This is a genomic window from Spirochaeta dissipatitropha (genome assembly GCF_054657935.1).
The window spans coordinates 17,596-41,391 of record NZ_BAAHXT010000006.1; the positions used below are offsets into that span (position 1 = coordinate 17,596).

A 23,796-nucleotide genomic window follows, 5' to 3' on the forward strand; every position below is an offset into this window, starting at 1 on the left:
ACCTGCCGACTGCAGGTGCCGGTTTCAGAAGGAGGGCAGCATGCTGGCAGGAATCGAGGCGGGTGGAACCAAGTTTGTCTGTGCGGTTGCTCATGAACCGCAGACAATTATAGATGAAATTCGTTTTCCAACCGGCAGGCCCGAAGAAACAATAGCGAAAGCCGTGGATTTTTTCCGGAAGATGGAAGAGAAGCATGGCCGCATCAGCTCGCTCGGAGTCGGCTGCTTCGGCCCCCTCGATCCGGACCCTGATTCAAGCCGCTACGGCTACATAACAGCAACTCCCAAACCCGGCTGGCGTGATGTCGATGTCCTCGGCATGCTGAAGCAGCATTTCTCCTGTCCGATTGGCTTTGATACCGATGTAAACGGAGCAGCCCTCGGGGAATATCTCTGGGGTGCAGGAAAGGACTGCGATGTTCTGCTATATATAACAATAGGAACCGGTGTCGGAGGAGGGGTGCTTATACATGGTAAACCTCTTCACGGTTTGACACACCCTGAAGTTGGTCATATTTTCCTGCCCCGACCGGCGGCTGACAAAGGATTTTCCGGGGTCTGCCCCTATCATGGAGACTGTCTTGAGGGGCTGGTCAGCGGTCCTGCCCTGGAAGCCCGAACCGGACTGCCCGGCAAGGATATTCCCGAGGATCATGAAAGCTGGGATATTGTTGCCGACTATATCGCAACAGCACTCAGCAGCTATATCTGTATTCTCTCGCCGCAGAAAATAATCCTCGGGGGAGGGGTAATGGCCCAGCAGCATCTTCTTGACCGGGTGCGTAGCCGTGTGCCCGAGCTGCTCAACGGCTATGTTCCGCACCCGGCAGTGACGGTGAACATTGACCGCTACATAATCCCCACAGGCCTTGGAGATAAATCCGGGGTAATGGGCGCCTTTGCTCTGGGGTTGCTTGCCGCCGGGGCATGAAGCGGTCAAATAACTGAAAATTTCTCACCTGCCATGAATAATTCCTCCTCTCTGCGGTACTATGTACAGAACTATGAAAGGAGCTGTAATGATACAAGTAGAAAATCTACATAAAGCTTTTAAAGTCAAAAAAACACGCAAGGAAGCAGTTAAAAATGTCAGCTTTACCGCTGAATCCGGGAAGATATTCGGTCTGCTCGGTCCCAACGGGGCAGGCAAGACGACCTGCCTGAGAATAATCGCAACCCTGCTCAAGGCTGATCAGGGTACAGTGACGGTCGACGGCATTGATGTCCGCCAGGATCCCAGAAAGGTCAGAGACCGAATCGGGTTTCTGACAAGCGATATGAAACTGACCGGAAATCTCAGTCCCCGTGAAATCGTTACCTTTTTCGGGCATCTGAATCATCTCGAGGATGCGGTCATCCGGGAGCGCCTCGAGAAAATATCAGGATATCTGGATATGAATGATTTTCTGGACAAGCCGGTTGAAAAACTCTCCACAGGAATGTGCCAGAAAGCATCTATTGCAGTCAGTCTGATTCATGATCCCCAGGTAATAATTTTCGATGAGCCAACCAACGGGCTTGATATTCTGGCAGCCAAGACTGTTGTTGATTTTCTCAGGGATTATCGTGATCAAGGAAAGACAGTTATTGTCTCGACGCACATAATGTCAGAAGCTGAAAAACTCTGTGATCAGGTAGGGATTATTCTTGATGGGGAGCTTGCTGCCGAGGGAACCCAGCAGGAGCTCAAGGAACGCTATAATCAAGCATCGCTTGAAGATGTGTTCTTCTATATCGCACAGGAGAAAGGGGTACTACAAGATGCTTAGGGACGCATATATAATCTTTTCAAAGGAATTCAGGAATGTCTTCAAGGACAAGCGGGCAATTTTTTCAAACTATGTTCTTCCATTGCTGCTCATGCCGGTTTTGTTCATAGGGATTGAATTCTTCACCAGCCGTCAGATTACAGAAGCCCAGGAACGGGTATATCCAATTCACCTGGTGAACAGTCCAGGCACAGATTTCGAACAGATCATGGACCAGTATCTGTTGTTTGATCTGGTAGATGAGGGCTATAACCGGGAAACGCTTACGGTTGCATTCCCCCGCGGCTACAGTCCCGGGGATCAGGCCATAGTTGAGGTTTATGCTGATTCAACCAGCACTCCGTTCAGCATGGCTGCCCAGCGGGTAGAGGCTGCAGTTCGGGAATACAATCAGCAGATAGCTTCAGAGCGTTTGACTCAGGCAGGTGTACAGCCAGGTGAACTTGAGAGCATCAGTCTTCAGCGCATAGATGTGGCACCCCCGGAAGCCCAGGGATCGAGCTTCCTGGCAATGATGCTGCCGTACCTCCTGCTTATCTATATTTTCGCTGGATCCATGGCAATGGGTATGAATATTACCGCCGGCGAGAAAGAACGCGGGGGCTTTGCCATACTGCTGGTTAACCAGGTCAGTCGATCATCGATCGCTCTTGGAAAGATATTTTTCCTGGTAGCTTCAGCCATGATCAGTTCTATCAGTTCTGCTGTGGGGATTATTCTGGCTGTCAGGTTTAATCCTGCCATGTTCGGTGCACCCGAGATGGGTGCTGGAATGGCAATGTTCAACCTCGGTGGTGTGATAAGCCTGCTTCTGACCGTTCTGACTGCTGGCGGCGTTTCGGCTGCACTGATAGTTCTGCTTGGAAGTCTCAGTCGGAACATGAAAGAGGCTTCAGGATACATTTCACCAATGTATATCGTGGTGATCCTGGCCGGTGTAGTAACCATGAACCTGGACGCTACCAGTAATCTCGCTCTGTTTGGTATTCCCCTTATTAACCTTATCTTTATGCTCAAGGGTATTATCACCAGTCAGTACACCCTGCTGCAGCTTCTGGTTACGGTCGGAGCAAATACGGCCGCCCTGGCTGTACTGGTTTACGCTACCTCACGCTTGTATAATTCCGAACGGGTGCTGAATACCGGCGCCTGATTCTGGCCTCAGCCCGGTAAATCCGGGTTGAGCTTTTCTTCTGGATGATAAAGTTGGCTCCGTAGAAAACTGGATGAAACCTGTGCTACACTCCCGGCGAAAGGGGAGAGATATGAAACTATTATACACAGGAAAAACCAAGGATGTGTACCATCAGGCCGATGGTACATACTTATTGCGGTTCAAGGACGACGTAACCGGCGCAGACGGGGTATTTGATCCGGGGGCGAATACCGTTGGTCTCAGTATAGAAGGGGCTGGCAGGGCCGGCCTTCGGCTTACCCGGTTTTTCTATGAAAAAATCAACGAGGCAGGTATTCCGACGCATTTTATTTCGGCTGATATAGACAGCTCGGAAATGACAGTACATCCGGCTGAACTCTTCGGCCAGGGAGTAGAAGTGATTCTCCGATACCGGGCTGTGGGAAGCTTTCTCCGTCGGTACGGAAAATACTGCAGCGAAGGTCAGGCGCTGGATGCGTATGTCGAAGTCACCTTGAAGGATGATGACAGAAATGATCCCCTGATTACCGATGAAGCACTTGAACTTCTTGGAATAATGAACCGCAGTGAATATGCAGAGTTGACAGATATGACGCGCAGAATAGGAGCAATTGTGCGTGACGAACTCGCTGCTCGAGGTCTTGATCTCTATGACATTAAGTTCGAATTCGGCCGTATCGGCTCCAGCAAGCAGGTTGCGCTCATCGATGAGATTTCAGGCGGCAACATGCGCGCTTACCGTGGGGCTGAGTATATTGAGCCGCTCGAACTGGAACGGATAATGCTCGAATCATAATGTAATCGGGACCTGCAGTTCTGTCAGCCAGTTCTGGGGGTCCTCTTGATTCCAGATTCCATCAATATACGATTCTCTGGGTGGTCCTGCTACAGTGTGATTGTTGTCCTCAATCCACTGGAAGACAGCGGCGTATGCTTCGGACAGGCTCTCATAAGGGCCTTTATGCAGTACGCAGGCGGCCCGTCTCACGGCAGGAATATTCTTGAACACGATTCCCGCTGTCTCTGTTCCTCTGCGTTCAACTGCCTCGCAGAATTCAATATCGATATCCTGTTCCCTGTATGCACCATCATGATACATAATAAAGCAGTACGGTGGATCGGTCTTGCATCGGAGATCGGGATTGGCTGAACTGACGCTTCTTCCGATTTCGGGTATAACTTCGAAGTAGCTCTTGTAGGACTCTACCTTCATGCGCTTGCTGTAGACCAGTACTGCCGGCAGTTCCTTTACAACAATCTGATGCTGCATATTATCTCCCTTTCCCAGTAGTTCCAGATAATGATGGATTGAGCTGAGTTTAGCTGACTGCTCCTGTAGCTGGCGCTCGAGTTCGGCCCTCCGCTTCAATAGGATCGCTTCAATCCCCTGATCGGGGTTCTGCAGAATACTCCGGATTTCACTGATTGATAGCCCGCACTGCCGCAGTGAATTTATCCGGTGCATCTCCGGGAGTTGGGAACTGGAGTAATAGCGGTAGTTGTTGGCTGGATCTATCCATGCAGGTTTCAGCAGACCCTCCGCTTCATAATAGCGGAGGGCTTTCACGCTTAGTTTGGCATACCTGGAAAACTGTCCGATCCGGAACATACACAAACTCCTTGGGCTTATTCCCAGCGGAAAAAGATGAGTGACAGCACACATGATATACCGGTAATTATTGCCAGAGCAATAATCCGTGAATAATCATCGGTAATATCTGTGCCTGCTACGGCACCTTGAAGCAGTTGAATCCCCTGGGTCAACGGGAAGAACTCCGCAAAACGCTGTAGCCCCCGGGGCAGTATCGCATAGGGAATTGTTGCCCCGGAAAACAGCAGCATGGGAAAGTAGAGCAGGGTGCAGACCCAGTTGGCGGTTTTAATGTCAGGGACAAGTGCAGCTACCATGTATCCTATGCTGAATATACTGCATTGCAGGAACAGGAAGCTGAGTACGTAGCGCAGTATGCCTCCATGAATCTCAACAGAAAACAGCAGGCTTGCAATCAGAAGGACCAGAAATCCGCTGATCCATGCGAAGATTGTCTGCACGAGACTTGCAGCAGCAAACAGCAGGAAGGGACTTGCTGGAGTAACCTGCATGCGCTTGAGAATTTTTCCATGTCTGTAGCCTGCAAAGGTCAATGGTAATCCCATAAGTCCAGCAGCAATAATTCCAATGCCTGCAATCCCTGCAAAGGCCGTCTGAGTTGCCTGCGCATCAGAAATGCTGCCCATCAGCAGCATTATTACTACCGGCATAATAATGCCGAAAATCAGCATGTCTCCTCCACGAAGGGCGAGGCGTGCTTCAACGGCAAAAAAAGTTCCGAATGCTTTCATTTTTCTTTCTCCGTGTCATTATTCATATAGCACATGAGTACGTCCTCAAGGTTTCTGATTTCCCGGTTGGTATTATGTTCAGCAATCAGGCTGGCCGGGGTTCCGGCAGCGGCTGTGATCCCATTCTGCAGAATCAGTATCCTGTCACAGAGGTACTCTACTTCATCCATGTAATGAGAACTGAGAACAATACTGACTCCTTCCTGCTGTAGCTCCTTGAGATACTGCCAGATCCCTCGCCGTGCCTGCGTATCCAGACCGCTGGTCAGTTCATCCAGAAATAGCAGTTCCGGTTTTCCGATCAGGGCCAGGACTATGCAGAGCTTCTGCCGTTCCCCGCCGGAAAGATCGTTTACACAGGATTTTTCCTTGCCATTAAGGTGGAAGCGTTCGAGGAGTTCCTTCCAGTTTTGTGTCTGCGGGTACAGTACCTCTGCCATTCTACAGGCTTCTGCTACCCTGAGTTTGTCCTGGAAGCCGTTCTGCTGGAACTGCACTCCCGTCCTGGCAAATACAGCCCTTCGATTTGGTGCCGGATCCATCCCGAGAATTTTTACAGAGCCCGCATCCGCTTTTTTTGTGCCCAGAATGCATTCAATGCTGGTTGTTTTACCTGCTCCGTTATGTCCGAGCAAGCCAAAAATTTCCCCTCGGGGAATAGAAAGATTCAGATCATGAAGCGCACGGGTGCTCCCGTAGCTTTTTGACAGACCCTGAACCTCCAGAATTGTGTCCATACAGACCTCCTTGCATGCAAAGCTACAGTCTCCCCTGACTGGAGGGTCAAGAAGGAATAGGATTTTTATTTGTTTAGTGGTATCTGAATTGCTGTCAGCACATGCTGTGGCGTGCAAATCATGCATGAATCGTGTATAATTAGCTCCTGCAGCAGTTCATGAGTTTATTCGGGAATGCTGTGAGAATCACCAGAGGAGTTTTATTATGCGAAGAAATGGAAGCAGTATTTTTCTGCTGCAGCTCAGCCTTGGGATTATGTTTGTTATGGTAGGCGTTGCCGCAATATCCGGGGCAACCAGCGGAATCGGTGGCTTTATGGGCGATATGAATCGACTGTTCGGCGGCAATCAGCGTACGGTTACAATTATTGTCGCTGTCATTCAGATTGTGGCAGGTTCACTGCTGCTCCTGAGTCTTTTTGGTCTCATTAAAGAAAATATCATGCAGATTCTGCTCTTGATCATACTGGTACTCTGGGCACTGGAACTGGTATTGAGGTTTGTCCTGGACGGAAATCTACTGCAGCCTGACATCCTTGTGTGGCTCGGAAACCTCGCTCCGAATCTAGTGATTTTCGCAGCACTGTGGGTCTTGTTTGAACAGCGGACACGGATTTCCTGAAAATCCCTGAATACCCGGCGCAGCGTGATACGCCGAGCCGGGTCTATATCTATCTTTGAAACTATCGTCCCAACAGTCTGTCGATCTCACTCATCTGTTGGGCCGTTAGAGGTCCGAAAGCCATTGCCGCTGCATTTTCCTCTACCTGGGAAACAGTGCGGAATCCGGGGATCGGGATTGTTCTTTCGCTGCGGCCCCAAAGCCATGCCAAAGATCCCTGAGCAAGGCTGCGTCCCTTGCTGCATAGAATCTCCTTGACAGCCTCGCGCCGTTCAAGGAATTCGGGATTTGGTTTGCCGTTCTTGAAGAACATCATCCATTCCGGGCTTTTCCTGCCGCGGACATCATCTTCAGCCGCCTCTGTATCGGCAGTGTATCGAGCAGTGAGCAGGCCCATTGCCAGTGGACCCCTGTTGATAGCTGCAAGATTGTGTTTTTCGGCTATCGAGATGACCTCGGGGTTATCGAACAGGACATTCAGCTGAAGCTGGACTGCGCTGCAGTTCTTCCCGCCGGCAAAAAATTCCGCTCTGTCCGCGAAATCTGTACTCCATCCGTATGTTCGTATTTTGCCTTCGGCTACAAGTTCTTCCAGGGTGTCACGTACCGGCCCGGCTTTTTCAGCCGGAAAGCCATTGTCATGGAACTGATACAGATCGATATAGTCTGTGCCTAACCTCTGTAAAGAATCCTCACAGGCTTTACGAATCCCAGCGGGACTGCTGTCTGAACCGGTGACCTGTCTGGTCTTCTCATTGAATACAGCATTGAACTTGGTTGCAATAACTATGTCATTGCGCTTGCCGGATAAGGCTTTGCCGAGAACCCGTTCGCTGTGACCAGCTCCATATACGTTGGCCGTATCAAAGAAGTTGACACCGGCATCCACTGCAGCATGAATCGCTCGTATAGATTCCTTATCATCAACCTCTCCCCAGCCATGCGGTTCATCACCGGAGAAGAATGGACCGCCAATGGCCCAGCAGCCCATACCCAGGGCACTGATTTCGATTTGTGATCTACCTAATAATCGTTTCATACTAATAATGTACGGCCGAACAAGAGAATAATCAATGATTTATGTTAAATGCATTTATTTACTATTTTTGTTGCAGAGCTGATAAAGCCGTACTATAGTTATAAAGTGAAGCAGCTCCTTTCCAGTTCTGATGGTCATCTACCTCGTGCAGTTCTTCCGCTAGTTCTCTCAATCCTTTTTGGACTCCTGTCGCTGCTCCTTTCCGGATATTCGATTACTTTTATATTTGGTGAGATCTCTGTCGACATAGTCTGGGTCATGATATTCCCGGTAATTATTTCACTTGCTTATGGCAAATCATATGCACTCGTATCCGCTCTTGCCGGAGGTGGCTGGTTTCCTTTCCTGATCTGGCAGAATAATGGCTGGGCAAATGTTCTGAATTTTATCCTTCTCACATTGTTCTATTTCTCTGTCGCATCAATCACCCCTGTGCATGCAAGTCTTCATGGATGGAGAGTGTATCGCAGGCTGCTTGTCCTGTTTTCCTGGTTTTTTCCCCTTATGGCTGTAGCTTACCTTGTAGTGTTTCCACTCCTGCTCTCAATGAATCCGGTGTTCTGGGCCAGGGAGTCTGTCACAAGCATTCCATTGCAGGTGAGGCTGTATTTTGTCATCAAGGATGCGTTGATATTTTTATTCATTACTGCTGTTGCAGAGACGCTTTTAAGGCTGCCACTGGTTCGTCTTTTGCTTGGGAAACGTACCCCTGAAGCAATGCAGAGAAATAACACCCTGTTTACGGTGTCTGTTTCCGGAGCGCTTGTTGTCTGGTTGTCCTTTTTACTGCTGGATGTCCTGTTTATTTCCGATCTTGCATTGTTGAACCGGCCCTACCTTTCGATCGCCCTGATGTTGATGCTGGGGTTCAGCACTTTCGCAGCCAGGGGGCTTATTTCATTTTCAGAAAAAATGCATATAACAAATGCTGTTCTGAAGGGAAGCCAGCAGCGCTTGCATGCATCACTGCAGGAGCGTGAGGTTTTAATCAGGGAGCTGTATCATAGAACCAAAAACAACCTTCAGACAATCAATTCTCTTATTTCCCTGAGAGTCGGGGAAAGTGAGAATACGGAGGTCAGAGATCTGTATTTCGAGATTGAAAATCAGATAGCTACAATGTCACTTATTCATACCAAACTCTACCAGTCAGGCAATCTGAGTCACATGCACATTCTTTCTTTCATGGAAGAGATGTATGATCTTGTATCGGTCAGCTTCAATAAGTCGGCCTGTGTGTCTTTCACAGCCGAAGGCTATGATCTGATTTTACCCCTGCAGAAGGCGATTCCTCTAGGTATCATTATAACCGAATTACTTATGAACTCCTTCAAGTATGCATTTTCAGATATGGAAACCGGCGTGATTTCTGTCAGTATCGAGAAACAGGATCATCATGATGTCTGCATTACATACAGTGACAATGGTGTCGGGGTCCCAAATGTGGAATCCCTTCATGATAACGATGGGATTGGGGTTGCAACTGTATTTGCGGTAGCTGAAGGACAGTTGGGAGCTAAAGTTGAGGTTGATTACAACAGTGGTTTGACTTATCGTATTCTGTGTGCTTTATAGCGCGTTGTCCAATATGCAATGTGACGGTGATTATATTTCACTTTACGCATGATGCCACAACTGTTATATATAGCAGTACACAGATAGGAGAGAAACATGGCTCAGAATTATTTTAATAGTATTCCCTGGCGGGAAGCGCTCGTACAGCTCGGCACCTGCCGTTTTATGGACAGCTCGGAATTTTCTGCAGGAACCGATGCACTCAAAGGAAAAAAGATAGTAATCGTCGGCGCTGGTGCCCAAGGTCTGAACCAGGGACTTAATCTTCGTGATAGTGGACTGGATGTAAGCTTCGCCCTTCGCAAGGAGGCTATCGAACAGAAGCGTGCCAGCTGGAAAGGCGCAAACGATAACGGTTTCAAGGTAGGAACCTACGATGAACTGATTCCCGGAGCTGATGTTGTTGGTAACCTCACCCCGGACAAGCAGCACAGTAACGTAATTGAATCGGTAATGCCACTCATGAAGCAGGGAGCAGCCCTGTGGTACAGTCACGGATTTAATATTGTCGAAGAAGGCATGCAGATCAGACCTGATATTACGGTAGTAATGATGGCGCCGAAAGGACCGGGAAGCGAGGTTCGCGAAGAATATGTGCGCGGCTTTGGAATTCCAACCCTGATCGCTGTACATCCGGAAAATGATCCCTCGGGGAATGGTTTCGAACTGGCAAAAGCCCTGTCAGTAGGTACCGGCGGCAGCCGTGCCGGTGTTCTGGCCTCCAGTTTTGTCGCTGAAGTCAAGAGTGACCTTATGGGTGAGCAGACCATACTCTGCGGTATGTTGCAGACCGGCAGCCTACTCTGTTTTAATAAGATGGTAGAGAAGGGCCTGGATCCTGCCTGGGCTGCGAAGTTTATACAGTATGGCTGGGAAACCGTTACCGAAGCCCTGAAATTCGGTGGCATTACCGGTATGATGGATCGCTTGTCAAATCCTGCCAAAATCAAGGCAACTGAACTTGCTGAAGAGCTCAAGGCAATTATGGCGCCCCTGTATCAGAAGCATCAGGATGATATTATCAGCGGAGCCTTCAGCAGCGGCATGATGGCCGACTGGGCGAATGACGATGCTGATCTTCTCGCCTGGCGTGAAGCCACCGGGCAGACTGCTTTTGAAAAGACCGATCCTGCTTCAGCAGACATCCGTGAACAGGAATACTTCGATAAGGGAATCCTGATGGTTGCCATGGTAAAAGCTGGTGTCGAGCTTGCATTTGAGACCATGACCGATGCCGGTATCAAGGAAGAGAGTGCCTACTACGAAAGTCTGCATGAGACTCCCTTGATTGCAAACCTGATTGCCAGGAAAAAGCTCTACGAAATGAACAAGGTAATCAGCGACACCGCTGAGTATGGCTGCTACCTTTTTGATAATGCATGTCGTCCTCTGCTTTCGGATTTCATGAAAAAGATCGATACTGATGTACTTGGTAAAGGTCTGGATTTCGTCGATGCAGGGGTGCCGAACAAGAAGCTCGTGCAGGTCAACGATCAGATCCGTAATCATCCAGTTGAAATCGTAGGTAAAAAGCTACGCGCATATATGACAGCTATGAAGGAAATCGTACTCGGAGCCGAATAATTAATCATGGAGGCGGTGTCCATGCGACACCGCCTCTGCGAATTTCCTGACGCATATAAGCTCCATGCCGAAAGGGACATTGAGATCACATTCTGGTGTTGAAGTGGGCAGGAGATTATATGAAACGTAAAATACTTATGCTGGCGCTGGCCTGTATACTGGCCTTCTGCGGAGGAATTGCGCCTCTGTTTGCCTCCGGATCCAGTGAATTGTTGCCTTCTATAAGCGAAAACAATGTAGATACCCTCATTCTGAAGGCAGCAGATTTCGATGTTTTTTTCGAACCTTCACGTTCTGACCGTCTTACAATTGATTTTTCCAGCAACCGACCAGAGCGTTATACAATGCAGAAATCATTTCGAAATGGCGTTCTTGATATTGAAATCAAGCTTGAGAGAAGTCTTTTTGATTTTGACATCCGTGATTCTTCCATGGTGGTCTATCTGCCGGCACATGTTTTTGTCAATGTTTCAAGTATCAGTGGCAGAATAGAGCTGCATTCAATACCAGTGTCCAGTCTGAAGCTGTCCACCGTCAGCGGGCGGATTGAAATCAGTGGAATAAGTGCTGATGCGGAATTGCGCTCCACCAGCGGTCGTCTACAGGTCGACAAGTATAAAGGAAGGCTCAATGCATCAACTGTATCCGGTTCGATACGGGGGAATGACAATAATCTTCATCATGGGACAACTGCAAATACAGTCTCAGGTCGTATTGATCTCGGTTTGAATGAGTCCAGGAACAATTACACAGTTGATTACAAGACCGTATCCGGCAGGATCAGTCTCTGGGGAGAGTCTCGTTCCGATCGGAGCGGTAGTTCCGGAAGCGGATGGCAAAAGCTTGAAGTCACAAGTGTTTCAGGCAGTATTCAACTTAATTAAAGCGCATATTGTATCTGCGCACTGGAACTGTCGCGAGGTCCCGGAGTTCATGACTCAGCACCCGGGACTCCGCTATCAGTGTGGGAAGATAATTATTTAATCAAGGACGTCCCCGTCATTTCTCCGGGGATCTCAAGTCCCATCAGACTCAAAGCTGTCGGCATTACATCAGCCAGTCGTCCACCGCTGCGCAGGGCAGGAGATGGTTCGGACATGGATCCACTGGCTTTGCTTTCAAGTTCCGGGTCAACGATTATACAATCAACCTCATAGGTAGTATGCGAAGTATGTGCACTCTTGATGTCAGGGGCATACATCTGCTCGGCATTTCCGTGATCGGCAGTGACAATCAGTTTTCCGCCCTTAGCCAGGGTTGCATCCACAATCTGCTGTACGCAGGCATCTACAGTCTCACAGGCTGCAATTGCTGCATCCAGTTTCCCGGTGTGGCCGACCATGTCGCCGTTGGCGAAGTTTACCAGAATGAAGTCCTCACAGTCATCAGCGTGAATTCTGCCGAGAACCAGATCGCGAACCTCTCCTGCGCTCATCTCGGGTTTGAGATCGTAGGTCGCTACCTGAGGTGACTGAGCCATCTGCCGGCTCTCCCCCTCAAAAGGCTCATCCCGGTAGTCGTTAAAAAAGAATGTAACATGCGGAAATTTTTCGGTTTCAGCACAGCGGAACTGGGTCAGTCCTTTTTTACTGAGGTATTCGCCTCCGATATTTACCATTTTTCCTGGTTTCGGGTAGGCTACATTCACCATTCTGGAAAGATCAGATTCATACGCGGTCATGGTTACCCAGAAAATATCCAGCTTTGGACCTCGGTCGAATCCTTTCTCGCCTGAATCCGGGGAAGCTCCAACGTGACCGTAAAAATCATCCATAACAAATGATCGAATTATTTCGCGTGGCCGGTCTCCGCGGAAGTTGTAGAATATTGCAGTATCGCCGTCTTTCATTCTGCTGTCCTGCCAGTCGCTGCCGACATAGCGTGGAGTGACAAACTCATCACCATTCTGGCTGTCGTTGTCCGGGTTGTCGTAGTAATGCTGCATAGCCTCAATCGCAGAATCAAATACCGGCAGATCCGCATTACGGCCCGTCAGCATATCATAGGCACGTTTCACACGCTCCCAACGGTTGTCGCGGTCCATGGCCCAGTATCGTCCGGTAATCGACACAATCTTACCTGCGCCTATCCGTGCAAAGTTCTCCTCGATCTGGCGGACAAAATCGATGCCGGTAAAAGGTCCGGTGTCGCGACCATCGGTGAACAGGTGAACGGCCACCTTATCCTGGCCGTGCTTCTTGCACATCTCTACTGATGCATACAGATGCTTCAGCAGGGCATGAACGCCGGCATCAGATGCCAGGCCCATAATGTGAACCCAGCCATTGTTGGTTTTGGCACGTTCAATTCCATTCTTAAGTGCTTCGTTTTCGAAAAAATCACCTTCCCGGATTGCCTTGGTTATACGGACAGAATCCTGGTACACGATTCGTCCGGCACCAAGATTCTGATGACCTACTTCGGAATTTCCCATTGTGCCGTCAGGTAAGCCAACGTCTTCACCAGAGGTTGCTATCTGTACCCAGGGATATTTTTTCAGCAGTGCATCACTGCAAGGTGTAGTTGCCAGTTCAACGGCATTATATTCCTTCTGCTCGGGGTTAGGGTTTCTGCCCCATCCGTCTCGTACAATCAGTACCAGCGGTTTTGCTGCCATAGTGTGCTCCTTCTTTAGATTTGATTAGAACAATATATATCGATTTAATACCATAAATCAGCGGTAATAACAATGTGTGACTGTCTGTTTGATATCTACTTACCTATCCTGGAAATAATCGAGGTTTGTTTCGGGCATCAAAACCAGACTCAATAATTCTGTCACCTTTGAACTCCAGGATCGTTTTGCGAGCGCCTGTATCCGGTGTCCGGTATTCATGTCGACCGAAGCATACGGTAACTCCCGGAAAGATGTTGTCTTCAACAACAAGCATGCAGTTTTTCTGGGCTTCAAGTTTTTCCTTTAATTCAGGCAAACGGATATGAAGTTGCTGGATTTCCTGCTGGAGTTCTGAAGTGTGCTCTGTCAGCTGTGTTTGAGCAATCAGTAGTTTTTCATTGCTGATACCTTCGGCAAGCGCCTTCTCGACCTGCGAAAGCTTGACCTGTTGCTGATCCAGCAGGGCTGACTGCAGCTCGAAACGGGTTCTGAGAAGTCGGTACTCATGCACTACATCAGGGGAGGTGCCAATACTAACATTGCTGGCTTGCTCATTTATATTTCCAAGTTTCCTGCACCAGCAACTGCCGCCGACTATCAGCTCACCTCCGATAATCTCTGCTCTTCGACCATTCAGAAGGCAATGTCCGCGAACGATTATATTTGAATGGAGGATTGCTTCCTCGAGGAACAGGTTGCCATTTGCACGGATTTCACAGCTTTCAAGATACTTGGCATATAAATCGCCGCCGCAATCTATACTCCCGTTACCATTGCCGTTCATCCCGCTCTGCAGTACCACATTCCTGCCGGCCCTCAGGCTTGCTCTTCCTACTCCCTTGCTGATCTGAATATCTCCATCCGCGTTTACCTCAAATCCATCTGCGACATATCCTTCTATTAGGATGCTGCCTTCAAAATGAATGTTTCCGGTTGAATAGTCGACGTTTTTAACGGTGATTACCGGTTCAACACAGACTGCTCCGTCTCGTAAGAGTACGTTGCCGTCGTTTTCGGCAATTATGTGTGTTTTTTCATCGTTGACTGAACAGAAATCACCCGCTCTAAGCATGACTATCTCGTCATCTGTTTCGGCTGGGATTCGCTTGCCGGTAACGGTGCTGCCGTCAACGGCCTGAACAGGCGGGCTGAGTTCTGCCAGTATGTCTCCAGCATGGACCATCTCAATGAAATTCAGTTCCTTCAGGTCAATACGTCCGAAGTCCATTTTTTTATATGGCTTTCCCCTGTCTGTACTAAAGTGGTAGATAATTCGGTGGCCGGAGCCAAATATCGCTTGTGTGCCTCTGGCTGCAGTGAATTTCTGGTTATAAAATCTGTCCAGGCATGCCCTTCGGATACTGTCGATTTCCAGACCATGCGACACCCCGGAGTTCATAAGTGCCGCCTCAATATCTTCAAACGAAGGATCTGCAGCTCCTTTCTGTGGAGGGTGGATAATCAGGTCTGCCTGCATCTCGTTTTTATCTATTATTACTTCGATTTCAGAACAAAGTGCTTCTCCCTCCGGCCATTCTATTATCCTTACAGCCTGTGATTTGGCCTCGGATATCAGCGTGCCAAGTTTTTGTGTATCGATTCTTGGCATGCCAAGCAGACGCATTCTGTTCTGGATTTCATCAGGGTAGATTTCACTGCTTTTATCGGTGGAATCAGTAATTTCCAGGTATATCCAGCCCTTACGATAATAAACCGAAAAGCGCTTTGACTCGGATGCAGTTTGTTTTCGCATAATCCCCTCGATTCATTGCCTGTTTTATTGATTGTGTACTGTAATTGTCCAAAAATCAAACGCCTTAATATTATTGACAGCCGGAAACATTGCGGTTAGGCTTATTCGGGCAGCAGCGGAAATTTCCGTGCTTAGGGCGCATGGGAAATCCATATGCGAAGGATAATTACGACGCAATGATGTATCAAGATGAGGGAAGCGGGAAAGCAGCGATGTTTTCTCATATCGGTATAGTTACTTCAGTTGCCGGCAGACAGGTGGAAGTGGAGATCCACCGGCCGGAAGGTTGTGGGAACTGTTCTCTGAACGGGACCTGTGGCCAGGGTAAACGGAAGGTACTTAATGCTGTATGTGAGCTTCCCTGTAAACCAGGTGACCGAGTCACTGTGGAAATAAGTAATCAACAGGGGTGGCGTGCTCTATTTTGGGGTATTCTCCTGCCATTTCTGTGTACCATCTCAGCTGTGGCTATCAGCCTGTATGCAGGGCAGACCGAGACCTTGTCTGCGCTCATGGGGCTTGCTTCAGCGGCTCTCTATTACGCCGTTTTTTATCTCTTCCGTAACTCTGCTGCACAATCATATACCATTATTGCCCGGCCACTCTAAGGAAACTGATTCCGTTTTTTCAGAAGAGTCCGGGATATAAGGAAGGTGCGGCGCTATGATTTCTATCCTCATTGGTGTGGCTGCTATGGCAGGTGTTGCAGTAATTTTTGCTGCAGTGCTGTTCTGGGCGGCTCGTCGTTTTGCGGTCTATGAAGACCCTCGTATTGAAACTGTCAGCGGAATGCTGCCCGGAATAAACTGCGGGGCCTGCGGGTATCCTGGTTGTCGGCAGTTGGGTGAAGCTCTGGTAGAAGGGGCGGAGAATGGTGATATTACTCACCTTTTCTGTCCTCCCGGAGGCAGTGATACTATGCGGTCCATCGGGCAGTATTTCGGGCTTGATGTTGGAAGCGAAAAGGCAACCACAGCTGTTGTTCGCTGCGGTGGGAGCTTTCAGACAGCACCTTCAAAAAGTGAATTTGATGCTTCTCAAAGCTGCGCATTGCAACATGCCGTTCATGCCGGTCGGTCAGGCTGTCCGTTCGGCTGTTTGGGATGCGGAGACTGTGAAGCTGTCTGTCCGTTTGATGCAATAAAAATAAATTCCGAAACTGGTTTGCCGGAGGTCGATGAACAGCGCTGTACCAGCTGCGGAAAATGTGTCATCGCCTGTCCAAGGAATCTTATTCAGATACGGCCGCTCGGCAAGACAAAGCGCAACAAGCGTGTCTGGATCAACTGCCGGAATACCCAGAAGGGTGCTGTCTCCCGGAAGAACTGTTCTGTTTCATGTATTGCATGCGGAAAATGTGTCAAGGTTTGTGATGACGTTGTGAAGGCGATCACGATGGAGAATAATCTGGCATATATCGATCCCGATATCTGTATTTCCTGCGGGAAATGTGTCCCCGTCTGTCCAACCGGGGCAATTGCAGCGACTTTTCCGGTAGCCAGACCAAAGAAAAAAGTGAAGGAGGCTGATAGTGAGTAAATCCTTGTTCCCTTTCGGCCATACATTTCGACGGGGTGGAATCCATCCCCGTGAGAATAAATTCAGTGAAAATGAGTCGATAGTTGCAGCTCCGATTCCGGAGCTTGTCTATGTTCCGATATCCCAGCACATTGGTGCGCCGGCCGAGCTCGTGGTCGAAAAAGGCGAATCTGTGCTCGTCGGGCAGCTGCTGGCAAGTCCTAAGGGCTTTGTATCTGCCCCTGTTCATTCTCCCGTTAGTGGCAAGATCGTCAAGATTGATGAAATTGTGACGCTCAGCGGCTACCCTCAGACCGTAATCCAGATCAAGACTGATGGTGATGTCTGGCAGGAATCAATCGATCGAACGGATCTTCTCATCAGTAAAATAGAGCTAACAAAAGACGAGATTGTAAAGAAAATTGCCGAGAACGGAATTGTGGGTCTTGGTGGAGCGGCATTCCCTACAAGTGTAAAGTACAGCCTGCCGCCTGGAAAGGTCGTGGATACTCTCATTATAAATGGTGTCGAGTGTGAGCCTTATCTGACCGCAGACTACCGTTTAATGCTGGAACATCCGCGTGAAATTGTCGTCGGAATCAGGATCCTGATGAGGGCGCTTGGAGTCAGGCGTGCCTGTGTTGGCATCGAAAAGAATACTCCGGATGCAAGCAGGGTGCTGAGAGAGGTTGTTGCAGATTGTGGTGAGATACCTGAGGGTAGTATCGAGTTTTTTGAACTCCAGACCAAGTACCCTCAAGGAGCCGAGAAACAGCTGATCAATGCCATATTGAAGCGTGAGGTTCCAAGCGGGAAACTGCCTCTGGATGTAGGCGCCGTTGTGAACAACGTCGGAACCGCATTTGCTGTATATCAGGCAGTACAGAAGAGGATGCCTCTGCTTCAGAGGGTGGTAACCGTTACCGGCAGCGGGGTAACCCGTCCGGGAAATTATCTGACTCGTATAGGAACACCGATATCAGGATTAATCAGTTTTGCTGGTGGTTTACCGAAGAATGCCGGGAAGGTCATAGCCGGTGGTCCGATGATGGGTAAGGCAGTTGATAACCTGGATGCTCCGGTAGTCAAGGGAACTTCAGGTGTGCTGATTCTGTCACAGAAAGAATCAAGAAGACCCCCCGTTCGACCTTGTATCCGCTGTTCACGATGTGTAGCTGTCTGCCCTATGGGGCTGGAGCCCTATCTCCTCGAAACCCTGTCCAGGCTTGAAGAAGCGGCAGAAATGGATAAACGTTGCATCCTCGATTGCATGGAGTGCGGATCCTGCGCATTTACCTGTCCAGCGGGCAGACCTTTGCTTGATCACATACGCGTCGGAAAACAACAGGTCATGAAGCGGAGGAGAAAGTCATGAGTACACAACGAATTATTGCACCGTCACCGCATGTGCATGCTGGAACATCAACCCGTACTCTTATGTGGTGGGTCAATCTTGCACTGCTTCCGCTGGTTATAACCTCGGTTTCTGTATTCGGTCTGCGGTCTCTGGCGGTTATTCTGCTGGCTGTAGTATCCTGCATGCTTACCGAATATATTGTTGCCAGATTTATCCTGAAGAAGCAGGTGCTGGTTGAGGATGGTTCCGCTATAGTAACCGGCATTCTGCTGGCGGCTAATCTTCCGGTGACTCTGCCTTTTTATCAGGTGATTATCGGTAGCGTTGTCGCTATTGGAATCGGCAAGATGGCCTTTGGCGGAATCGGTCATAATCCCTTTAATCCGGCCCTCGTCGGACGCACCTTTCTGCTCGTGAGTTACCCAGTCGAAATGACGACCTGGGTAGCTCCGGGATTCAGGTTGTGGACACGGGCAGGGGATGTAATAAGTACGGCCACGCCCCTGGGCATTGTGGCAGAAGGATCAGCTACTGAGGTCTTCTCCAACCTTCCAGGTTACTGGGAGTTGTTCTGGGGTAATGTCGGCGGTACGCTGGGCGGTGTTGGAGCTTTCGCTGTTCTAATCGGTGCAGTAATTATGATTGCAAAGCGAATTATTGACTGGCAGACACCGGCAGCCTTTATTGGCGGACTTGCGCTGGTTACCGGAGCTGCGTGGCTTATAAATCCCTACGAATTTATCAGTCCCGTTTATCATATTCTTGCTGGAGGGGCCATGCTGGGAGCTGTATTCATGGTCACGGACTATACAACCAGTCCAATGACAATGCCGGGAAGGATACTCTTTGCTGGTGGCGCAGGTGTGCTTTCTGCGGTAATCCGTTTGTTTGCCGCACTTCCCGAGGGCGTTGCATATGCAATTCTTGTCATGAATGCTTTTGTGCCGCTGATTGACAAGGCCTTTCCACCCAAGCGTTTTGGAAAAGACTGGACTCCTGAGAAGGGGGCTGGGAATGAGTAAGGAAATGGAAGAAAAGACAGCAGAAAAGATGCCGAATACAGCACTTGCTATGGTAGGGGTGCTTAGTATAATCGCGATTCTGTCAGGTGGGGCTCTGGGTCTGACTGACTATGCAACGAGTGAAAGGATTGCTGCTAATCGTCTGGAGCGGCAGTTGTCAGCAATAAGGCAGGTATTGCCGGATTTTGCTAACGATCCCTATGAAGAACGCTGGGTCAATCCGGGGAATTCCGGGACAGTATTTCCAGGACTTGATGAATCCGGAGAGCTATTTGGCGCTGCCGTACAGGCAGGAGTTCGTTCCGGCTATGCCGGAGAAATAACGGGTATTGTTGGATTTGACATTCAGTCCAGGGTTATCGGCTTGGTCGTTCTGCAGCATTCGGAAACTCCAGGTCTTGGTGCCAGGATTATAGAGACTGATTTTCGTGATCAATTTACCGGAGTACAACCCCTGCAGCAGACTGTAGAGGTCAGGCAGGATGGTGGTGAAATCGATGCGATAACCGCAGCTACCGTCAGTTCACGTGCAGTTGCTGAAATTGTAAATACGGCTGCTGCCATATTCAAGGAATATCAGGAGGCAGAGCATGAGTGATAAGTTGACTGCGCGTAGTGTCTTTACCAGAGGTCTGCTGCGCGAGAATCCCGTTCTGGCTTTGCTGTTGGGTATGTGTCCCGCGCTGGGGGTAACCACGAGTGCCATAAATGGTGCTGGAATGGGACTTGCTACGACAGCGGTTTTAATTGCCAGCAACCTGGTGATTGCGCTCGTCAAAAATCTGATTCCGGATTCAGTCAGAATTCCTTCATATATTGTGATTATTGCCAGTTTCGTAACCATGATAGACCTCCTGATGGAAGCCTTTCTGCCCGGGCTTCATCTTGCATTGGGAATCTTTATTCCTCTTATTGTCGTGAATTGTATTATTCTGGGCCGGGCTGAAGCATTCGCTTCCAAGCATGCGGCTGGCATTTCTGTAGTTGATGCAATAGGTATGGGGCTTGGGTTCACTATTGCCTTGACGATGCTGGGCAGTGTCAGAGAGATACTCGGAAACGGTAGCCTGTTCGGATTCGCGCTGCCCGGTCTGAGTGAAGTCTCCATGCTGCTCTTTCTTATGCCTCCAGGGGCATTTATGGCGCTGGGCTTTCTGATCGCCGGGGTGAACGCCCTGTATGAACGATTTGCAGTTGAGGAGACCGCAGTATTTACTGTACCGACTATTCATACTGCATCGAGCGGAGGAGACGAATGAATTATGTTTCAATAATGATCGGAGCAATACTGATCAACAATATCGTACTTGTTCAGTTTCTTGGTATATGTCCGTTTCTGGGTGTCAGTAATAAGCTGTCAACGGCTGTGGGTATGAGTTCTGCTGTGCTTTTTGTAATGACCCTGGCGACTCTTGCCACACATGTGCTGTACTACAGTGTTCTCCTGCCTGCTGGTCTTTTATATCTTCAGACTGTTCTTTTTATTCTGGTAATTGCATCACTGGTGCAGCTGGTAGAAATTGTGCTTAAAAAAGTGAGTCCTGGTCTTCATCAGGCTCTTGGAGTATTCCTTCCACTGATTACTACTAACTGTGCTATTCTCGGGGTTGCGTTGCTGGTAATTCAGAGAGAATTCTCGCTCATGGAGGGCCTGGTTTTTGCAATATCCAGCGCTATAGGCTTTGGTCTGGCTCTCGTTATCTTTGCGGGTATCAGAGAGCGGCTGGCGCTCGCTGATATCCCTGAGAGACTGAAAGGAGCACCAATCAGTCTGATCACAGCCGGTCTGCTTGCTATGGCCTTCATGGGGTTTGCAGGACTATTCTGATTATCATAATTAGCGGGATGCACATCGCGTCCCCTGGGTTCCGGCGGTTTCTAGTAGACCGCCGGACCTCCTGTCAGCCAGATAATACCGAAAAAAATGATTGCAGCAGCAGCAACAATCTCAAGTCCCTCATGCAGAAAATGCCCCACTGGACTGTTGAGCTTTTTAGCAAGGCTGTTTTTACCGAGAACAGCAATAAGACAAATACTTACAAGGGTCAGCCCCATCCCGGTTGCAAACATGCCTACTGCCAGCAGCCCAATTGCCAGGTTTCCGACTGCCAGAGCAAAAAGCAGGATCATTGAAGATCCAGGACAGGGTACTGTTGCCGACAGTACTATCGCTGGAAGCATTTTACCTCTGCTGAGCCAGTTGGCCAGTTTTCCTGGTGGTTTGTCTCCCCCGCAGCTGCAGTTTGCATCATCTTCTGAGTGATCATGTGCAGAACGGTTTCTGAAAGTTTCCAGCAGTTTGCTGCCAAGCAGGATCATGCCGATGGCAATTGCAGCTCCAGCCGTAATTCGCTGTATAATCAGACTGGCGTTTTCTACCGCAGAGCTGACTGAGACCTGCAGGACAAACCATGCTCCAAGTACCAGAGCTCCGCCGGCACCTGCGTGCAGCACGGCAGTTGCAATTCCTGCCATGACCGCGTGTCGGGGTTTGGATTTTGAGGCCAGAAAGTAGGAGACCAGCAGGGTCTTTCTATGACCTGGCAGGGCTGCGTGTACCAGTCCATAGAGAAAGGCGATAACAGCAGTAAGCAGCAGGGTGCCGCTCCTTCCTCCATCCTCAGCGTCCAGCAGATCCGCGAGCTGGTTGTTGAAATTCCGCTGGATACGGGCCGGGAAGAAAGTGACCAGGCGACGCAATCCAGAAACTGCTGTGTTGCTGGTGCTGCTGCTGGCATCTCTGTCAGATGCTATGCCGGGTCTGCTGCCATTGCTGCTGTCTCCTCCCGCGAAAGGATTGGCGCCTGCGGCTGATATCGTGAAAAGCAGCAGAATGGTTCCTGCTGCGAAAATAGTTAATTTGTTCATACTTTCAGTATACGGCAAAATTATGCCGGAGATAAGGGCAGGTTCCGTTAAATTCTCAGGACTGATTTCCGGTTATGCTTTTTATATACTGAAGCCGTTCAAATTCCCTGGGCGTGTCATGGTGCTTTCTACTCATCTTTCCGCGCAGCTGTGACAGCTCCTGAAAATGGTGTTTCTCCATGTACTTTTCAATCGAATCAAGGACTTCTCTGCTGTAGTCAACTCCGTTCTGGTAAAGTGTGCTGCAGAGCTGAATAGTCTGGGCTCCAGCCAGCAGGGCTTTTACTGCATCCTTGCCGTTATGTACACCTGAAGATGCAGAAAGTTCAAGCTTCGTGTTGCCGTACAGCAGGCTGATCCAGCGCAGAGGTGTGCTTAGATCGTTGCTGGTGCTGAATGGGGAGCCACTTTTCAGCGTGAAGTCATCAATATTAATGTCAAACTGGAAAAATCTGTTGAACAATACCAGTGCCTTTGCTTCTGATTTGTGCAGCTCATCCGCAAGCCTTGGAATTGAAGAGAAATATGGGCCAATCTTAACTGCAATCGGAATAGAAACTGCGCTTGCTGCGGCTCTTACTGCCCCGGAAAACCAGTCACTAATTGCGGATTCTGACATTTTTTTGTCCTGCGGCAGAAGTGAAAGGTTCAGCTCGATTCCGTCAGCTCCTGCTTTCTCGATTTGCGGTAGGTATTCAACCCACCATTCCTGTCCTGACGCATTCATGCTGGCGAATATCGGAATGGATAATTCCTTCCTGGCGGTTTTAATAGTGCTGCAGTATTTCTCCAGATCGAAGCCTGTCTGCATTGATTTCAGATAATCATATTCTTCCGGGTGTCCGGTCTCATCCATTGAGTCGATGGTGTTGTCGATATCCTCCTGGAACAGCGATTTGACAACCACTGCAGCCAGGCCGGCTTTTTCACATTGCAGCATTTTCTCAGGACTGGATGTCAGTCCTGAGCTCGCGGCTATGAGCGGGTTTTTCAGTTCAATGCCCATATAACTTGTTTTCAGTTTATTCATGCTGAAATGTTACTCCGGACTCGCTGCACTGTCAAATAGAATGAGGCAGGCTACCTGCTTGATGAGTAGATCATGTAGAGGGTATACTGTGAACATAATTTATATCAAGGAGTTTTTCATGGCTAAAATTGGAGTTGTATTTGGTTCTTCAACTGGAAATACCGAGAATGCTGCGGAAAAAATTGCTGAAGCTCTGGGTGCAGATGTGAAGAATATCACTGAAGTAAGTGGTGATGATCTTAATGAATATGATAACCTTGTATTCGGTGTATCTACATGGGGTGCAGGTGAGCTGCAGGACGATTGGGAAGACAATATCGATGTGCTTACCGATGCTGATTTCAGTGGTAAGAAAGTTGCTATCTTCGGTCTTGGAGATCAGGAAGGATATCCTGACACCTTCGTTGATGGAATGGGAACCGTTGCAGAAAAGCTGAAAGCTGGCGGGGCTGAAATTGTTGGTCATACCTCCACAGATGGCTATACCTTCGACTCATCTACCGCAGTAGTTGGTGGTAAGTTCCTCGGTCTTGTTCTCGATGAAGAGAACCAGGAAGACATGAGTGATGACAGGATTGCTTCATGGACAGAAGAGCTCAAGAAAGCTTTCTCCTGATTTCCTGAAGTACTGAATTCTGCAATAAAAAGGCTGTACAGAACTATGTTCTGTACAGCCTTTTCTTTTACCAAGCTTGCTAATTTATTGTAGGAGCGCTACAATGTTGGCATTACGGTGCGCAATACGTCCGGCCTCGAGCGTCCGTCTCAGGGCCTGAATATGCATAGATATTTCTAAGAAAGGAAGG

At 49.0% G+C, this 23,796-nt stretch carries 24 protein-coding genes; 16 read left to right on the forward strand and 8 right to left on the reverse strand.

The features are described 5' to 3' along the window. Positions 1–40: 40 nt before the first annotated feature. From ACYQ2L_RS08480 to ACYQ2L_RS08495, 4 genes are all read left to right on the forward strand, one after another. Entirely contained in the window at positions 41–931 is an 891-nt protein-coding gene (locus tag ACYQ2L_RS08480; protein ID WP_460053840.1) for an ROK family protein, read from the forward strand. A gap of 88 nt (positions 932–1,019) precedes the next feature. Continuing rightward, positions 1,020–1,769, forward strand: a complete 750-nt coding sequence (locus ACYQ2L_RS08485; RefSeq protein ID WP_460053842.1) for an ABC transporter ATP-binding protein — start codon at positions 1,020–1,022, stop codon at positions 1,767–1,769. Further along, positions 1,762–2,922, forward strand: coding sequence for an ABC transporter permease (locus ACYQ2L_RS08490; protein ID WP_460053843.1), 1,161 nt, complete (start codon positions 1,762–1,764; stop codon positions 2,920–2,922). Before ACYQ2L_RS08485 ends, ACYQ2L_RS08490 begins: the two co-directional genes overlap by 8 nt. Positions 2,923–3,034: 112 nt before the next feature. Next, entirely contained in the window at positions 3,035–3,721 is a 687-nt protein-coding gene (locus tag ACYQ2L_RS08495; RefSeq protein WP_460053844.1) for a phosphoribosylaminoimidazolesuccinocarboxamide synthase, read from the forward strand. On the opposite strand, the gene ACYQ2L_RS08500 is transcribed toward ACYQ2L_RS08495, so the two are convergent. From ACYQ2L_RS08500 to ACYQ2L_RS08510, 3 genes are read right to left on the reverse strand one after another with little or no spacing between them, the layout of a single operon-like run. Further along, entirely contained in the window at positions 3,716–4,534 is an 819-nt protein-coding gene (locus tag ACYQ2L_RS08500; protein ID WP_460053845.1) for a MerR family transcriptional regulator, read from the reverse strand. The genes ACYQ2L_RS08495 and ACYQ2L_RS08500 overlap by 6 nt on opposite strands. 17 nt (positions 4,535–4,551) lie before the next feature. Beyond that, positions 4,552–5,268: an ABC transporter permease gene (locus tag ACYQ2L_RS08505; RefSeq protein WP_460053847.1), complete on the reverse strand. Its 717-nt coding sequence runs from the start codon at positions 5,266–5,268 to the stop codon at positions 4,552–4,554. Continuing rightward, positions 5,265–6,005 (reverse strand): ABC transporter ATP-binding protein, encoded by a 741-nt coding sequence (locus tag ACYQ2L_RS08510; protein WP_460053848.1) that lies wholly within the window; start codon positions 6,003–6,005, stop codon positions 5,265–5,267. Before ACYQ2L_RS08510 ends, ACYQ2L_RS08505 begins: the two co-directional genes overlap by 4 nt. Before the next feature lie 205 nt (positions 6,006–6,210). On the opposite strand from ACYQ2L_RS08510, the gene ACYQ2L_RS08515 reads away from it, so the two are divergent. Continuing rightward, entirely contained in the window at positions 6,211–6,627 is a 417-nt protein-coding gene (locus ACYQ2L_RS08515; RefSeq protein WP_460053852.1) for a hypothetical protein, read from the forward strand. Positions 6,628–6,688: 61 nt separating this feature from the next. Here ACYQ2L_RS08515 and ACYQ2L_RS08520 read toward each other — a convergent pair whose 3' ends face one another. After that, positions 6,689–7,666 carry an aldo/keto reductase gene (locus tag ACYQ2L_RS08520; RefSeq protein ID WP_460053854.1) on the reverse strand — a complete coding sequence of 326 codons (978 nt, stop codon included), beginning with the start codon at positions 7,664–7,666 and terminating at the stop codon, positions 6,689–6,691. Positions 7,667–7,771: 105 nt separating this feature from the next. Here ACYQ2L_RS08520 and ACYQ2L_RS08525 point away from each other — a divergent pair, with 105 nt between their 5' ends. The 3 genes from ACYQ2L_RS08525 to ACYQ2L_RS08535 all read left to right on the forward strand — a co-directional run bounded on the left by ACYQ2L_RS08525 (position 7,772) and on the right by ACYQ2L_RS08535 (position 11,709). Then, positions 7,772–9,241, forward strand: a complete 1,470-nt coding sequence (locus ACYQ2L_RS08525; RefSeq protein ID WP_460053856.1) for a sensor histidine kinase — start codon at positions 7,772–7,774, stop codon at positions 9,239–9,241. 96 nt (positions 9,242–9,337) lie between these two features. Next, positions 9,338–10,825 carry a ketol-acid reductoisomerase gene (gene ilvC, locus ACYQ2L_RS08530; RefSeq protein ID WP_460053858.1) on the forward strand — a complete coding sequence of 496 codons (1,488 nt, stop codon included), beginning with the start codon at positions 9,338–9,340 and terminating at the stop codon, positions 10,823–10,825. A gap of 119 nt (positions 10,826–10,944) precedes the next feature. Continuing rightward, positions 10,945–11,709 (forward strand): DUF4097 family beta strand repeat-containing protein, encoded by a 765-nt coding sequence (locus ACYQ2L_RS08535; RefSeq protein ID WP_460053860.1) that lies wholly within the window; start codon positions 10,945–10,947, stop codon positions 11,707–11,709. 92 nt (positions 11,710–11,801) lie between these two features. On the opposite strand, the gene gpmI is transcribed toward ACYQ2L_RS08535, so the two are convergent. Together gpmI and ACYQ2L_RS08545 are read right to left on the reverse strand one after the other, a co-directional pair. Next, a complete protein-coding gene (gene gpmI / locus ACYQ2L_RS08540; RefSeq protein WP_460053863.1) occupies positions 11,802–13,442 on the reverse strand; it encodes a 2,3-bisphosphoglycerate-independent phosphoglycerate mutase in 1,641 nt (546 codons plus the stop codon). 103 nt (positions 13,443–13,545) lie between these two features. Beyond that, positions 13,546–15,195, reverse strand: a complete 1,650-nt coding sequence (locus ACYQ2L_RS08545; RefSeq protein ID WP_460053865.1) for a flagellar assembly protein A — start codon at positions 15,193–15,195, stop codon at positions 13,546–13,548. 176 nt (positions 15,196–15,371) lie between these two features. Between ACYQ2L_RS08545 and ACYQ2L_RS08550 the strand changes: the two genes are divergently transcribed. From ACYQ2L_RS08550 to rsxA, 7 genes are read left to right on the forward strand one after another with little or no spacing between them, the layout of a single operon-like run. Beyond that, on the forward strand, positions 15,372–15,803 hold the full coding sequence (locus tag ACYQ2L_RS08550) for a SoxR reducing system RseC family protein (RefSeq protein ID WP_460053866.1): 432 nt from the start codon (positions 15,372–15,374) through the stop codon (positions 15,801–15,803). A gap of 55 nt (positions 15,804–15,858) precedes the next feature. Further along, on the forward strand, positions 15,859–16,734 hold the full coding sequence (locus ACYQ2L_RS08555; protein ID WP_460053868.1) for an RnfABCDGE type electron transport complex subunit B: 876 nt from the start codon (positions 15,859–15,861) through the stop codon (positions 16,732–16,734). Beyond that, positions 16,727–18,088 carry an electron transport complex subunit RsxC gene (gene rsxC / locus ACYQ2L_RS08560; RefSeq protein WP_460053870.1) on the forward strand — a complete coding sequence of 454 codons (1,362 nt, stop codon included), beginning with the start codon at positions 16,727–16,729 and terminating at the stop codon, positions 18,086–18,088. Before ACYQ2L_RS08555 ends, rsxC begins: the two co-directional genes overlap by 8 nt. Further along, the gene (locus ACYQ2L_RS08565) at positions 18,085–19,092 is read left to right on the forward strand and encodes an RnfABCDGE type electron transport complex subunit D (RefSeq protein ID WP_460053871.1); all 1,008 of its coding nucleotides are present in this window, start codon (positions 18,085–18,087) and stop codon (positions 19,090–19,092) included. The genes rsxC and ACYQ2L_RS08565 overlap by 4 nt, the downstream gene beginning before the upstream one ends. Continuing rightward, positions 19,085–19,690 carry an RnfABCDGE type electron transport complex subunit G gene (locus ACYQ2L_RS08570; protein WP_460053872.1) on the forward strand — a complete coding sequence of 202 codons (606 nt, stop codon included), beginning with the start codon at positions 19,085–19,087 and terminating at the stop codon, positions 19,688–19,690. The genes ACYQ2L_RS08565 and ACYQ2L_RS08570 overlap by 8 nt, the downstream gene beginning before the upstream one ends. After that, complete coding sequence (gene rsxE, locus ACYQ2L_RS08575) at positions 19,683–20,351, forward strand: electron transport complex subunit RsxE (RefSeq protein WP_460053874.1); 669 nt, start codon at positions 19,683–19,685, stop codon at positions 20,349–20,351. Before ACYQ2L_RS08570 ends, rsxE begins: the two co-directional genes overlap by 8 nt. Continuing rightward, complete coding sequence (gene rsxA, locus ACYQ2L_RS08580; RefSeq protein ID WP_460053875.1) at positions 20,348–20,920, forward strand: electron transport complex subunit RsxA; 573 nt, start codon at positions 20,348–20,350, stop codon at positions 20,918–20,920. Before rsxE ends, rsxA begins: the two co-directional genes overlap by 4 nt. A 50-nt stretch (positions 20,921–20,970) precedes the next feature. On the opposite strand, the gene ACYQ2L_RS08585 is transcribed toward rsxA, so the two are convergent. Together ACYQ2L_RS08585 and ACYQ2L_RS08590 are read right to left on the reverse strand one after the other, a co-directional pair. Beyond that, positions 20,971–21,960, reverse strand: a complete 990-nt coding sequence (locus tag ACYQ2L_RS08585; RefSeq protein WP_460053876.1) for a nickel/cobalt transporter — start codon at positions 21,958–21,960, stop codon at positions 20,971–20,973. Between the two features lie 55 nt (positions 21,961–22,015). Further along, positions 22,016–22,990, reverse strand: coding sequence for a dihydroorotate dehydrogenase-like protein (locus tag ACYQ2L_RS08590; RefSeq protein WP_460053877.1), 975 nt, complete (start codon positions 22,988–22,990; stop codon positions 22,016–22,018). 118 nt (positions 22,991–23,108) lie between these two features. On the opposite strand from ACYQ2L_RS08590, the gene ACYQ2L_RS08595 reads away from it, so the two are divergent. Beyond that, entirely contained in the window at positions 23,109–23,606 is a 498-nt protein-coding gene (locus ACYQ2L_RS08595; protein WP_460053879.1) for a flavodoxin, read from the forward strand. Positions 23,607–23,796 lie beyond the last annotated feature (190 nt).